At 36.2% G+C, this 13,941-nt stretch carries 14 protein-coding genes; 4 read left to right on the plus strand and 10 right to left on the minus strand.

Annotated elements, in window-relative coordinates; genetic code table 11:
- Window positions 1-40: 40 nt before the first annotated feature.
- The 9 genes from H6X70_RS12855 to H6X70_RS12890 form a co-directional block, all read right to left on the minus strand.
- Window positions 41-991, minus strand: a complete 951-nt coding sequence (locus H6X70_RS12855) for a HipA domain-containing protein (protein ID WP_194768103.1) — start codon at window positions 989-991, stop codon at window positions 41-43.
- Window positions 988-1,305: a HipA N-terminal domain-containing protein gene (locus H6X70_RS12860; RefSeq protein WP_194768104.1), complete on the minus strand. Its 318-nt coding sequence runs from the start codon at window positions 1,303-1,305 to the stop codon at window positions 988-990. The genes H6X70_RS12855 and H6X70_RS12860 overlap by 4 nt, the downstream gene beginning before the upstream one ends.
- Entirely contained in the window at window positions 1,277-1,516 is a 240-nt protein-coding gene (locus H6X70_RS12865; protein WP_194768105.1) for a helix-turn-helix domain-containing protein, read from the minus strand. Before H6X70_RS12865 ends, H6X70_RS12860 begins: the two co-directional genes overlap by 29 nt.
- Window positions 1,517-2,051: 535 nt before the next feature.
- Complete coding sequence (locus H6X70_RS12870; RefSeq protein ID WP_194768106.1) at window positions 2,052-4,952, minus strand: type I restriction endonuclease subunit R; 2,901 nt, start codon at window positions 4,950-4,952, stop codon at window positions 2,052-2,054.
- Between the two features lie 4 nt (window positions 4,953-4,956).
- Window positions 4,957-5,871, minus strand: coding sequence for an Abi family protein (locus H6X70_RS12875; protein ID WP_194768107.1), 915 nt, complete (start codon window positions 5,869-5,871; stop codon window positions 4,957-4,959).
- A 195-nt stretch (window positions 5,872-6,066) separates the two neighbouring features.
- The gene (locus H6X70_RS16980; RefSeq protein WP_262893309.1) at window positions 6,067-6,198 is read right to left on the minus strand and encodes a hypothetical protein; all 132 of its coding nucleotides are present in this window, start codon (window positions 6,196-6,198) and stop codon (window positions 6,067-6,069) included.
- A 485-nt stretch (window positions 6,199-6,683) separates the two neighbouring features.
- The gene (locus H6X70_RS12880) at window positions 6,684-6,974 is read right to left on the minus strand and encodes a GIY-YIG nuclease family protein (protein ID WP_194768170.1); all 291 of its coding nucleotides are present in this window, start codon (window positions 6,972-6,974) and stop codon (window positions 6,684-6,686) included.
- Window positions 6,975-7,119: 145 nt separating this feature from the next.
- Entirely contained in the window at window positions 7,120-8,358 is a 1,239-nt protein-coding gene (locus H6X70_RS12885; RefSeq protein ID WP_194768108.1) for a restriction endonuclease subunit S, read from the minus strand.
- A complete protein-coding gene (locus H6X70_RS12890) occupies window positions 8,358-9,950 on the minus strand; it encodes a type I restriction-modification system subunit M (protein WP_194768109.1) in 1,593 nt (530 codons plus the stop codon). The genes H6X70_RS12885 and H6X70_RS12890 overlap by 1 nt, the downstream gene beginning before the upstream one ends.
- A gap of 1,402 nt (window positions 9,951-11,352) precedes the next feature.
- Between H6X70_RS12890 and H6X70_RS12895 the strand changes: the two genes are divergently transcribed.
- Genes H6X70_RS12895 through H6X70_RS12910 form a run of 4 tightly spaced genes read left to right on the plus strand, consistent with a single transcriptional unit; the run spans window position 11,353 to window position 12,999 of the window.
- On the plus strand, window positions 11,353-12,108 hold the full coding sequence (locus H6X70_RS12895; protein WP_194768110.1) for a hypothetical protein: 756 nt from the start codon (window positions 11,353-11,355) through the stop codon (window positions 12,106-12,108).
- 3 nt (window positions 12,109-12,111) lie between these two features.
- Complete coding sequence (locus tag H6X70_RS12900) at window positions 12,112-12,504, plus strand: DUF5675 family protein (protein WP_194768111.1); 393 nt, start codon at window positions 12,112-12,114, stop codon at window positions 12,502-12,504.
- 4 nt (window positions 12,505-12,508) lie between these two features.
- Complete coding sequence (locus H6X70_RS12905) at window positions 12,509-12,757, plus strand: hypothetical protein (protein ID WP_194768112.1); 249 nt, start codon at window positions 12,509-12,511, stop codon at window positions 12,755-12,757.
- A gap of 29 nt (window positions 12,758-12,786) precedes the next feature.
- Window positions 12,787-12,999 carry a hypothetical protein gene (locus H6X70_RS12910; RefSeq protein ID WP_194768113.1) on the plus strand — a complete coding sequence of 71 codons (213 nt, stop codon included), beginning with the start codon at window positions 12,787-12,789 and terminating at the stop codon, window positions 12,997-12,999.
- Window positions 13,000-13,019: 20 nt separating this feature from the next.
- Here H6X70_RS12910 and H6X70_RS12915 read toward each other — a convergent pair whose 3' ends face one another.
- Window positions 13,020-13,439 carry a DUF6943 family protein gene (locus H6X70_RS12915; protein ID WP_194768114.1) on the minus strand — a complete coding sequence of 140 codons (420 nt, stop codon included), beginning with the start codon at window positions 13,437-13,439 and terminating at the stop codon, window positions 13,020-13,022.
- Window positions 13,440-13,941 lie beyond the last annotated feature (502 nt).

Here is a 13,941-nt window from a genome sequence, read left to right on the forward strand (position 1 = left end):
CGACTGAAATAGTTTTGCGTTCATTAAATTCAAAATAATTTTAATGAGATAGTTCTAATTGTTTCGCTCTATTTTCTATCACTGCTATTAAAGCACTTTTGTTTTCATTATTTAAAAAACTACTATTAATTAATTCTTGCCATTCTTTCATGCCTTTTTCTATTCGTTTCCACAGGTTATCAATCGCTTTAGCAGGAATTTGCGATTTGGTCATGGCTTCGTTAAAATCTTTACGCTTTATTTTACGCTTTTTACCGTTGAGGTTTAATGCTAACTCTTCTGGATCTTCTGGGATTAATAACGTCACTGCTACCATATCATAGGCTGGTGACAAGGCATAGTTTTTACTGTCCTTTGCAAGGAGTGAAAAGTTTTTTAAATGCATATCGTTATTTCCAATAAGGAAAGACACAATAACTTGCTCGTAAAACTTTACTGCATCCAATAATGGGTTTTGTGCATAGGTAATAATACCTCTTGCTATTTGCTCGTAAGACCCACGGTATTTATGTTCGGTAAGACGCTCTGTAAATTGGCATGCATCTTCCATCGGATGCTTTTCGTTATTGGCCGTGCGATCAATCCGCTTTGTTAAATAGGCTAAAGCACCATCTTTTAATGGGATTAACAAAAAAGGCACTGTTGCTATCCCACAAGCTTTTGCTAATAACATCGATAAGGCTTCAATTTCAGGCATTTGTGGGTACATATGAAATGGTGGTTTTAAAATATACTTACCATCTAATGCACCTACAATGGTTAACCTATTTTGAGCATTCTCTTGTGTAAAACCTAATGATAGTTTTGGTTGCACCCCAGTTACAATAATGCGTTGTGCCACGTTTTCTTTTGCTAAAGCTTCGATTTGAGTCGTCTCATACTCTAATTTTAATACAGGTGTATCTTCTTTCCAAAACGCTGCTAGGCAGCTTTGATGGTAGTTTATATCACCATCTTCTAGTTTTTTATGACATGATAAACAGTAGCTCATACTTTCTCTATAATACTAATATTGCCAATACAATCTCTACACGTGGTTAACAACAACCCCATGCGGTCTCTTGGATTTATTTTCCAATTTTTATGTACGATGTCTAACAACCACCCTTCTGGAATTAGACCGTCGAAGAATGGGAATAGGTATTCAGCGCTAAAGGGTTCTTTCTGTAATGGTAATGAAAGACTTACTGCTAATGCGTTTTCATTTTCTAGGTATGTGTTTTCATACTTGAATTGATAGCCGTTATCGTCCTCGGTTAATATACCAGCTAAGGTTTTATTTACCCAGATTTCTCCTTGCCTCATCGCTTATAGGTTTTGGTGTTAGTGTGTGCCCAAAAAATAATAGCACCTGATTTACTTTATCGGCCATTACATTTGGTTTTCCTTGTTCGAGTTCACGTAAAAAACGCAAGCCTACTCCTGTAAAGTCTGACAACTCTACTTGTGTTAAATTTGCTTGTTTTCGTCTAGCCCTTATAAATTGAGCTATTGTATTTTCTCTATCCCACTCCATTACATTATACCTTTATGGGTGCAATATAGTAAAACATTTTAAAATTATACCCTTATGGGTACAAAATTTTCAAAACCATAATATTTACACCTTTTAGGGTATAAAATAAAACCTATTACAAATACGTAGAAACATGAAACATTTGTCGCATGAGGCATGCTACATAGTGTGTTGCGATACCTTAATGTAAAGCATTAGGGAGCACTTTTTAGCTCACTGTTTATTATTTTAGATTAATTAGAGAAGCAAAACAAATTCTTGAGTTTACAAAAAAAACACCTACTGTTCGGGAGTTGAAAATCTTTATACCTTTATTGCTTTTAAACCTCCTAATTTCGAGTAAATCGAAATTTTCCTCCCTTCAAAAAACCAAGGGAGGAGCACGTTTTATTGATGTTCTTAGGGGAAGTTTAAATAATCCATTTTTTTTGATTTTTGACTTTTTAACGCTTATGTTTTGAAAACCTGTAGACTCTGTGAACACGACACTTTCGGAAAAATATCGAACATAAAAAGAATAAAAACGCACCAAAATTTAAGCCTGCATGCCTTGTATAAACACTTCTACATAATGCTTCATTTTATCTAGTATACGTTCGCCTATGCTTCTGGCTTTTAAAATACTTGGTCGGCTATCTAAACATTTAAAAACATCGTCTCTTATGGGTTGTTTTCCGCTGTAGATATAAGCATCTATCAAGGCTTTAAATTGGGCTTTATCTAAATTTTCTTCTTCACAAATTTTACCTAGCGCCAATACTTTTTGTTCTTTCCAATAATTATTAAAGGCTTCCCCAACGGTATTAGAATCTGAAATATGTGGTAAGTTTTCCTCTATAAATTTTTCGACAAGTTCGCGCTTACTTCTTAGCTTGATATCGCCTCCTAATAAGTCTAGAATGGCTTTTTTCTTAGCTGCAGCTCCTGTTGTTTTGTCTTCTTTAAGATTAGCGAGTAATTGAATGATATAAGCGACGTTAATTTTATCTTGATGAATTAACTCCAATTCAAAATCGATATCATCAAGTATAGAGACTTTCTCTTTTTCTGCATTACGCTTTACTTTTTCGTGCAAATCCAGATACTTGCCTTTATAATCTTCAAATTCTTGTGAGTCTAGAGGCATATCCTTCCAGTCAAAATCGGTGTACGATTGTAGCACATTTAAATTACGCATCAGTCTTCTAAAGGCTTGTACAAAAGCAGCTTCTTCATTTTCATCAATTAAATCGTCTACACTTTGATAGGTTGGCGTAATCGCTTTTAAACCATCAAAAGCTTCATCGAATTTCTTGGCGATATCTTCAAACTCGGGCATAACAACCACTTCAATAGCATCTTTGTTAGAAAACAATGTAATGGCATCATCGGTAGCTTTTTTAAGATTTCGAAAACATAAAATATTTCCTTGAGATTTCTGGTCGCCCAATATTCTATTGGTACGTGAAAAGGCTTGAATTAAACCGTGTTGTTTTAAATTTTTATCGACATATAAGGTGTTTACCTTTTTCGCATCGAAACCGGTAAGCATCATATTTACTACAATAACGAGATCTAAACGGTCTTTCTCATCGTTAAATGATTTTTTCTCACGTTCTTTTAAACGCTTGCTAATATCTTTAAAATAGCCTTCAAACAACTTCCCATCTTTAGTGGTGTAATTGGTGCCGTACATGTGGTTGTAATCGGCTATAAAACTCTCTAATTTATCCCTAGTGTGGCTAGATTGATAGACGGCTTCAGGTTCTGCAGCATCAGGAAGTTCATAATCTGGAATATAATCTTGCGCATCGTTATCATCTTCGTTTGCGCCAAAGGTAAAAATGGTGGCTATGCGTAAATCGTGTTCGCCTGCCGCTTTCTTTTTCTGAAACACCTCGTAGTACTTTATCGCGGCATCAATACTGCTTACTGCAAATAATGCTGAATAATCTTTAGAAAATGTTTTACGGTCGTGATGGGCAATAATATAATCGGCAATAGATGCTATGTATTTTGAATCTTCGAATACTTCTGTTTTATCGATGTCTTCGACCATGAGGTCGAACTGATGTTTGTTTTTATGCTTAAATACACTGTAATATTCTATGCCGAAACGCAGTACATTCTCATCGCGAATGGCATCGGTAATGACATATTTATGTAAACAGTCGCCAAACAAATCTTTAGTGGTGCGTTTTCCTAAATCGTTTTTAGAAGCGTTATCTGCAAAAATTGGCGTTCCTGTAAACCCGAACAGCTGACTTTGGGAAAAGAACTCTGTAATCCTTCCGTGTGTCTCTCCAAACTGACTGCGGTGACATTCGTCGAATATAAAAACAAAGCGTTCGTTTTTTAAATGTTCTAACTGCGAACGGTAATGCCCCGAAATGGCATTGTTTAACTTTTGTATGGTGGTTATTATTAAATCTGAATCTTTAGCATGACCCTTTTTGTCTTTAAAAGTACCTAGAAACTGATCGACTAAACTGGTGGTATTGGCTGTAGAATCTACACTACCTTCTTTAAAGGCATTAAACTCCTTCATGGTCTGGTAATCTAAATCTTTACGATCTACCACAAAAACCACTTTATACACTTCGGGTAAATCCATTAAAATTTGACTACTCTTAAACGAGGTTAGTGTTTTTCCAGAACCTGTAGTATGCCATATATACGCATTATCGGTACTGGTTTTTACGCGATTAATAAGTGCTTCTGTAGCATAATATTGATACGGTCTAAGTACCATTAATATTTTATGCGTTTCGTTAATTACAATGTAATGCGCTATCATTTTACCCAAATGGTCTGGGTTTAAAAACGATGCTGAAAATGCTGTTAACTCGGTAATGTTTTTATTGTTGGCATCTGCCCAAAAGAAGGTTTGTTTTACAGATTGCATGGCGTTATTAGCTAGGTATTTCGTGTTTCCGCCATTACTAATTATAAATAGTTGCACATATTGAAACAGCCCATGGTTGCTCCAAAACGAATGTTTTTGGTAACGGTTTATTTGATTAAAAGCTTCCTTCATCTCTAAACCCCTACGCTTTAATTCTATTTGCACCAAAGGCAAACCATTTACCAATAGAGTAACATCGTATCGGTTTTTAAAGGTACCGTCTTGGGTGATTTGATTGGTGACTTGAAACTGGTTATTGTGCCAATTTTCCGAATCGAAAAACCGGACATAAACCGCTTCTTCGTTTTCGTTAGTAAAACTAAAGCGATCCCGTAGTGTTTTTGCCTTATCGAACACATTGCCTTTAGCGAGGTGGTTTAAGATGCCATCGAATTCTTTATTGGTGTAAGACGCTTTATTAAAAGTTTCTAACTGTGTTTTTAAATTAGAAACTAAAGCGTCGCCATCTGGTATTGCAACAGATTGATAGCCCAAACCAATGAGTTGGGTGATTAGGTTATTTTCTAATGTTAATTCTGACTGACGACTCATAATTCTATTGTTTCCATAAGGGTTCGTTTTGCCAATTGGGTTTCATACCTAAGGCATCGGGATCTACATTGGGGTATTTTACAAATAAGTGATCTAATTTTTCAGTAAACTCATTGGTAGGTAAAATGGTGTTTAATATGTACTTCATTAAACACATATGAACATACAATTTGCTAAACTCGTGCTGCTTAGGAATGTTTTTGGAATCTAATATCCACGGATTTGGAGGTTTTGATAATAATTTTACCGTACCAGGTAAATTTCTATTCCACAAACGCGAATGATGCGCACAAAAGTTGCGTATTTGCGCTATAGATTGTAGCCAACTTGGTAAATACGTATGATTAACTGCACCAAAGTCTTTAGCAATTTGATCTTTAGCCGTAATATCATTTTTCAAGTTTCCATACAGTTTAGAAAGCGCTCCAAAACTAGTTTGTTCTAGTGATTTCCATGCAGGCGGAAATCTGCCGTCATCTTTATGTTTTTTACTGTGGTTTTTTATTGAAACATCTTTTGTTCTATTTATTTCTTCTTCAAGACTTGCTAATGTTTTTACTAAGGCTTTACTATCGCTAAACAATTCGAAGTTTTGAAACCACCATGGGTCAATTTCATGTGACAGGTAATAGACCAGTTTTGTGCGTAAACTAATTTCTATTTTCTCGATAACATCGAAAAGCAATAAGCGTAATTCGGCATCGAAATTATAAAGAGCAATAACATCTTCAAACCTGCTATTGGGTTTAAATAGGTGATTTATTTTATCATGTTGCATTACATACCAATATTCGCCCAATCGGTAATAGCTAATATTTATAAGGTATTTCTCGGCAACAAGTGGTCTTTTTATAATTAACCCGCGGTCTTGTAATTGCTTGACTTGTTTGGAAAGTGTTAATGGAGGCTTATTAAACATACGGCAAAATAGATGTTTTATGTACCGTATTAAAAGCAAAAGACACACCCTGGGACGCTGATCTAACGGGTAGCGTGGTGTGTACTGTTACTGCAAAAGTACAATATAATTTATATATATGATATGCTTTTTTCATATTTCTCATTCTTAATACTACGACCCTACATAAACATTTGCTAAAACAGCCTCTTTGTATTAGGTTTCTAACTGCGTTTTTAAATTAGAAACTAAAGCGTCGCCATCTGGTATAGTAACCGACTGATAGCCCAAACCATTGAGTTGGGTGATTAGGTTATTTTCTAATGTTAATTCTGACTGACGACTCATAATTCTATTGTTTCCACAAGGGTTCGTTTTGCCAATTGGGTTTCATACTGTCATTGCGAGTTAGTCATTGCGAGCGTAGCGCGGCCCCAACCGTCATTGCGAGCAAAGCGCGGCAATCTTATGTGTTATGAGACTGCTTCGTGCCTCGCAGTGACGTTCCTACACAAACATTTGCTGCAGCAACCCCTTTTTAAAGACTTGGTTTTAAACTACTTGAGTATTTACATTCGTTTTATAAGAATTCTAGATATTTAAATATAGCTGAAAAATAGGTGTTTTTTATGAAAATCAGGTATTTGAGTTTAAAATTTGAGAATTACGGGTTATTTGTGGGTTCCATAAAATGGTGTGCCTTCCTACTGTCATTGCGAGGCACGAAGCAATCTTTCGATCCGTGTTCCTAGTCATGAGATTACCACGCTACGCTCGTAATGACGTCTCCGTTTCAAAAGACTGCCACGGTCGATCCTCCCTCGCAGTAACGGTTACATCGCCTCATCATACAAATCCAACCACTCCGGATTCTCCTCCTCAATTAAGGCTACTTTTTTAGCCCGGTTTCCCGCCTTTAGTTGTTTCTCTCTGCCTATGGCATCGCCTATCATTTGAAAGGTTTCAAAATACACCAACTTACTTAAATTATACCGCGCACTAAACGATTTTTTATCATGCTTTTCTTTATGTTCCTGTATACGCCTTATTAAATTATTAGTCACACCAATATATAAAGTGGTGTTATTTTTATTCGTAATTATGTATACATATCCTGGTTTCATACGCGTCATTCATTACTGTCATTGCGAAGACCCAACTGCCATTGCGAGCCCAGCGCGGCCCCAACCGTCATTGCGAGCACAGCGCGGCAATCTCATGATCCGTGTTCCTAGCCATGAGACTGCTTCGTGCCTCGCAGTGACGTTCCTACACAAACATTTGCTGCAACAGCCCCTTTTTAAAGCTTTGCGTTTGCGTTATTTGATGGTTTACAGTTTCTATTTTGGTGTCGATAGCTGATAAATAGGTTGCTATTTTTTGTTGTTCTTGAATTGAAGGCAATTTTATATCAATTTCAAAAAAATCATTTACTCCAATATTTAACAACCCGTGATTACGAGCTCCTTCTTGTGCTACTTTTTCAATTTCCTTATTTTGTAAACCTCTTTCAAAATATTGCTCCATAAAATTTAGAGAAACGTCATTGTTAAATCTAAAACAGATATATAATGTTGAAACAACACCCAAGTCATATCTTTTCAACCTTTTAATTGCTCCCATTGGATAACCATTTGAGTAACTTTTATTATAAGCAAAATCATTTTTTTCTAATAAATAATAACTCATTAAGTTCTTTGCTGAAACTGATTTATTGAAATATTCTAACTGACTAACTAACCCTAATTGAGCTGAAATTGTTAACACATTTTGATTATCTATTTTGTTTTTAGTCTTGATGCGTTCTGCAACTTCCCCCAACCGTTTCTTCTCCCAATCAGGATACGGATTTCCATTTTCGTCTTTGAAGCGTAGTTTGCCTGAAAACAGTTGTTGCATCACACCTTTTTTGTATTGCTCGAGCAAGTCCTTCTTTTTGTTGAGCTGCTGTATTTTTTCATCTACCGCAGATAAAAAGGAGGCTATTTTTTGTTGTTCGGGGAGGGAGGGGAATATTACGCCAACACTTTCCAGATTTTTAACAGATAAACCTGGTTGAGCTAAACCAGTAGAATACTGATTCAAATTAGATTTGTACAACAAGTAAAAAATCCAATCTGTATCATATTTATTACTCAATGATACAACAACAGCATGTTCAGTAGCATAAAACTTACCTTTAGCAAGTTTTACATTTCCACAATGAGCGCCTTGTCGTCCTATTAAAGTGAATTTTCCTTCTTGATTAAAAACTTTCGTAAACCCCCTTAAACCATTCCCTCCATAACATGGAAACATTCCTTCTAATTCTTCATCATAAATTTCTGATGCTTTTACATAAGTACCTGCCTTCATACTGCAGATATTACCTATCGTACTATTTATCCAATCATAATCAAATTCCTTAAATCGTAATTTAGGAATACGTTGGGCAGATTGCTTGAGATTGCTTCGTTCCTCGCTATGACTGCGCAATGACGTTTTGTGTTGTTCTGCAGTATCCCTCATTAAAACGGCGTATTTATCCCTAATTGTTTACAGAAATCGACTATAGTTGCATCTACGCTTGCCATGTCTTGGTCTAGTTGCTTTAATTCGGCAGACACAGCAATTAGGTCTACAGGTTCTTCTTCTTCAAAGGTGTCCACATAACGTGGTATGTTTAGGTTATAGTCGTTTTCTTTTATTTCGGTTAAAGTGGCCACGTAGCTGTATTTATCGATAGCTGGGTGAGGTTCTTCGCTTTGCTCAGGATGACAGGTGTAGGCTGTATAAGTATCTGCTATTTTATCAATGTCTGCTTCGCGTAAAACATTTTGTGTTTTTACTTTTTCGAAATGTGCACTAGCATCTATAAACAATACCTTGTCTTTGTTTTTGCGTTCTTTTTTAAATACTAAAATACAGGTCGGGATGCTGGTACCATAAAAAATATTGGCAGGCAAACCAATTACTGCATCTAGATAGTTACGGTCTTTTATTAAATATTTACGAATGTGGCCTTCGGCAGCACCTCTAAACAATACACCATGTGGTAATACGATGGCCATGGTGCCGTTATCGGCCAATTGATGAATCATGTGTTGTACAAAAGCGAAATCGGCTTTAGAGCTTGGTGCTAGTTTTCCGTAAGCAGAAAAACGTTCGTCACTCATAAATAAGGGGCTTGCACTCCATTTTGCCGAGAATGGCGGATTAGCAACGATCGCCTCGAAACGTAAATCTTCGTGCTGTGGTTTCTCTAGGGTGTCATCGTTTTTAATGTCGAATTTATTGTAATGCACATCGTGCATGATCATATTCATGCGGCATAAGTTGTAGGTGGTTGGGTTCATTTCTTGACCGTAAAACCCAGATACATGTTCCACCTCGCTAGCCACACGCAATAACAACGAGCCTGAACCACAGGTTGGATCGTACACCGATTTTAATTGGTTTTTACCAACGGTTACCAACTTAGATAATACTTTAGAGACTTGCTGTGGTGTATAAAACTCTCCTGCTTTCTTACCTGCGCCAGCAGCAAATTGCCCAATAAGATATTCGTAGGCATCCCCTAGCACATCGCTATCGGTATTTTGTAAATCGAAATCGATTTGGTCTAAATGCGCTAGTACTTTTACGATGAGTTCGTTTTTATCGTTTTCAGATTTCCCAAGCTTAGAACTTGTTAAATCGATATCTTCAAAGAGGTTTCCAAAATCGTCTTCACTCTCCGATCCCATGGTACTTTGCTCGATATGCGTAAGTACTTTAGATAAATCACCTAATATAAATTGGTTTTTACCGCCTGCATTACCACGGCGTGCCAACTCCGAAAACAGTTCCGATGGGGCTAAAAAGTAACCCAGCTTATCTAAAGCCGCATCTTTTAAAGCCTCCATTAATTCGGCTTCTTGCTCGTGTCCTTCTACATCGGCAAAGGTAATACCGTCTGCTTCTAGCATTTCGTTAGCGTAGAGTTCCATTTTTTTACTGAGGTATTTGTAAAAAATAAAACCTAGTATATAATCTCTAAAAGTATCGGCATCCATTTTCCCTCGTAGGGTGTTGGCAATGTTCCAGAGTTGTTGTTCTAATTGTTGTTTTTGATCTGTCATAAATCGAGTACTCCTGTATTAAAATATAAAAAGTATGAATCTCTAAAAATACGAATTACTCCTGAAATAGATTTACTGAAACTTGTTAAAGTGTAGTGGGTTTTGGTTTTGCTTCTCGACTCCGAAGACCTACTCCGATTGAAGACCCGATATAACATAAAACGAGACTTGTAAATTTGGGGTTTTGTTCTTGGTTGTGGTATGGGAAAGATATCTATTATAAACACACCCCTTAGTCCCCGCTTTTTAGAGAAAAAAACGCTAACTCAACAGTTTCCCTCCTAATAAGGAGGGATTAAGGGAGGTGTTATGCTTTTAATAACTGATTTTGTTTATAATGCTGATTTGCTTCTCGACTCCGATTGAAGACCCTACTCCGATTGAAGATCCGATATAACATAAAACGAAACTTGGAAAATTGGGCTTTTATTCTTGCTTGTGGTATTGGAGCGTTACCCCATTAAAAACACACCCCTTAGTCCCCGCTTTTTAGAGAAAAAAACGCTAACTCAACAGTTTCCCTCCTAATAAGGAGGGATTAAGAGAGGTGTTATGCTTTTAATAACTGATTTTGTTTATAATGCTGATTTGCTTCTCGACTCCGCTCGAAGACCCTACTAATAAGAAAAAAAGAATTAAATTAATTAAAGTAGCAAGTTTTATTGATGTTTTTAGGAAAAATTTGATAAAGGGATTAAATATCCCTCAACACTCCGTGTTGAAAATAAAAAAGCTTCACTTACAAATTCAAGTAAACTTGATTTGACAAAGGGATTGCATATCCCTCAACACTCCGTGTTGAAAATAAAAAAGCCTCACTTACAAATTCAAGTAAACTTGATTTGACGTGAAGCTTTTTTATTTATCCGTGACCGCGAAGGGATTGTACCCCTTGTTGTAAGCCCTTTATAGCGCTAGGTTTATTTTTATACTAATAAAAAGGTAACCGAATAGCACACATATACTTTGTAATAGTTTAGAAGTATTTTGAACTTCAATACTCAATAAAGATACGAAACAAAAGGCACTAGAATCATACAAACTGTATTAAAGTTGTTATAAATACTCTTTAACTATCTCTTTAGTTATGCCCGTGTAGTCTGCGAATTCTTCAACGGTAATGAATTGATGTTGGTCTTTGCCCAGGTAAATTTTTATGTCGTTTAATAACTTGCGTCCGTAGCGTTCACTTCTGCCAGTGATACGCTGAATGTCCTTTGGATATATGCAAGCTCTAATTATCTTCATTTGTACTTTATCTATGCTTTATCCGTACTGTTAGGTTGAGGAATCCATATTCTTATTCGGAAGAAGTATTCACTAACGGCATGGATGACTTCACTTTTTTGATTTGTTCTATAAATCTACTGTGTTTTGTTGAGAATTTAAAATATTAAATATTATGGCAAAACAAACAGGTATTATTAAATTAAAGGGAACTATCGGAGATATTTCCTTTTACAAAAGTGCAGATGGGCATTTAGCTCGTGCTAAAGGCGGTGTTGATGCAAGTAGAATTGCTACTGACCCCGCATTTCAAAGAACTCGTGAAAACGGTTCGGAATTTGGTCGCGCGGGAAAAGGCGGCAAGGTTATAAGAAATGCGATTCGTATTCTTTTACAGAATGCTAAGGACAAACAAGTGGTTAGTCGTTTGACAAAAAACCTATTGGCTGTTGTTAAAACAGACCCAACTAATCCACGTGGTGCACGTACCATTCAAGATGGTAACATGGCTGTTTTAGAGGGGTTCAATTTTAACACCAATGCCAAACTTGGTGCTACTCTTTTTGCTCCGTTTGTTACGGCTTTTGATCGTGTATCTGGTACTGCTACCACCGATTTAGCACCCTTCGCTCCTACTATTCGAATTGCTGCTCCTAATGGCACTACGCATTTTAAAGTGGTTTCTGGTGCTGCTGAATTAGATTTCGTAAATGAAACCTCAACTTTTGAAAGTGATGAAACGGCTATTTTACCGTATGATGGCGCTGACACAGCAGCTATTAATTTAAGCGCAGATGTTTCAGCTAACTCTGTTTTACCTGTTTTACAGGTTGTGGGGATTGAGTTTTTTCAGGAAGTGAACGGACAAATGTACCCACTAAAAAACGGTTCGTATAATGCCCTTATGGTGGCTACTATTGATACAGTATAGGTTATGTTAATCTTACACAGAACCTATTTTGAAGAGGGCACCAACGGTGCACTCTTCTTTAATAACACATTTCTAGGATTTACTATTGAGTTGCCATGGCATGATAACGAAAGAAACATATCGTGCATAAAGGAAGGCACTTACACGGTTAAAAAAAGGTATTCTTCCAAGTTTAAACATCACTTACAACTTATTGATGTTTCAAATAGAAAACTCATTTTAATTCATCCTGGTAATGATGCTAAAAAAGACCTTCGGGGTTGTATCGCTCCGGTTACGCACTTATCTGGTATCGGCAAGGGTGCTTTATCAAAAGCTTTACACTCCAAATTGATATCGTTATGTTACCAGCATCTCGATGGCAACGACACATTAACAATCACTATAAAATCATAAGACCATGACGATTATTCAAAGATTAACAGGACCTACACCGAAATTTTTTAAAGTACTACGAAATATTGGCCTCGGTTTAGCTGCTGCAGGTGGAGCCATTCTATCTGCGCCAATTTCATTACCCGCCTTAGTGGTTACAATTGCCACCTATCTAACAGTTGCAGGAACGGTTGCCACGGCTGTTAGTCAGACTGCGGTTACAGATACTACCAACACAGATACGGGAGCTCAAAACATGGATTCCCCAAAATAGAATTCACTTAATTATTATTAACAGTAAAGATGTCCTATTTCGATTTACATGCTAAACACACTATTATTGGTGGAACGGTTTTTTCGGCATTGCCCAATATTGGATCCGATCAATTTGTAACCACATTTATCATGGCTGTGTTTGGTGCTATGGTGAGTTTTATGGCATCTTTAGTATTGAAAAAAGTGTACCAGATTATTCAGATTAGATTGAAAAGAAAAACAAAAAAAGAGACTCCTTAAAAGTCTCTTTTTTTTTGCTATTATATTACTTTTTTAAAAACACCCCTTATATAAGCCAGTTTAAGTTGCTGGATTTTTTGATGCATAAAAAGATACTCTGCTTCTTTTTGATTTAATATTTGCATGGTTTTAAGTTGTTTTTCTAGTGCCACATTATTCATTTTAAAGGCTTTGTTTATTGTTTTTAAACAATCTTTTATGGTTATAAAAGGTATCACACTTCCCTTTAGATAATATGTAAAATATTGCCCTAATTGAAGCATCATAGTTAAATGATAGAGACTGTTTTTAACTTCTTCTGAAGTTGTAATAATCACAAAACAATTTGGGCATGGCTGCTCTAACGGTTTTCCACTGTTTTGACCTTTATTCAAAATAAAAAAATGTGGGTTTGAGTAGGTTCTTCCGATTTGGTGCGTCTTGATTTCAAAACTTGACATAGCTATACAATTTAAAATTAATTGCTACGCTTCGCGCCAATATTTTTTTGAAAAAGAAAAAAGATAGCCTCCACTATTGAGGCGTGGCTAAGGCTGTCAAGGTTTTTGAGTCAAAGTTTTTTTGAGTAAAAATGTTTAATGAAATAGAAGAAATACTGTGAAAAAAGTTTTATTCAAAACCCGTAGGGCTTGACCTTTATAGCCTTGTGCGGTGGCTGATGGTAGCCACATATATTTGCTACCTTTTTTATTTTATATCTCTAAATAATTATAATTTACTTTGCCGTTGTATAGCCAATAAAACATCAAACTTTTCTGGGGAATTAACTCTTAAAAAAATAGGTTTATTACAATGGATTTAGGGTTGGGTGGTGCGTGTGTATGGGTAGCTTAATTGTATTGTTAGGCCTTAGCCTAGCTTATAATTAAGGTACTTATACCGGACAACTTTAAAATGGCTTATTACTTTTTTAACCTTACTATTTACATATAAAATTGTTGG

The organism is Tamlana sp. I1 (assembly GCF_015355625.1).
Taxonomy (GTDB): Bacteria; Bacteroidota; Bacteroidia; order Flavobacteriales; family Flavobacteriaceae; genus Pseudotamlana.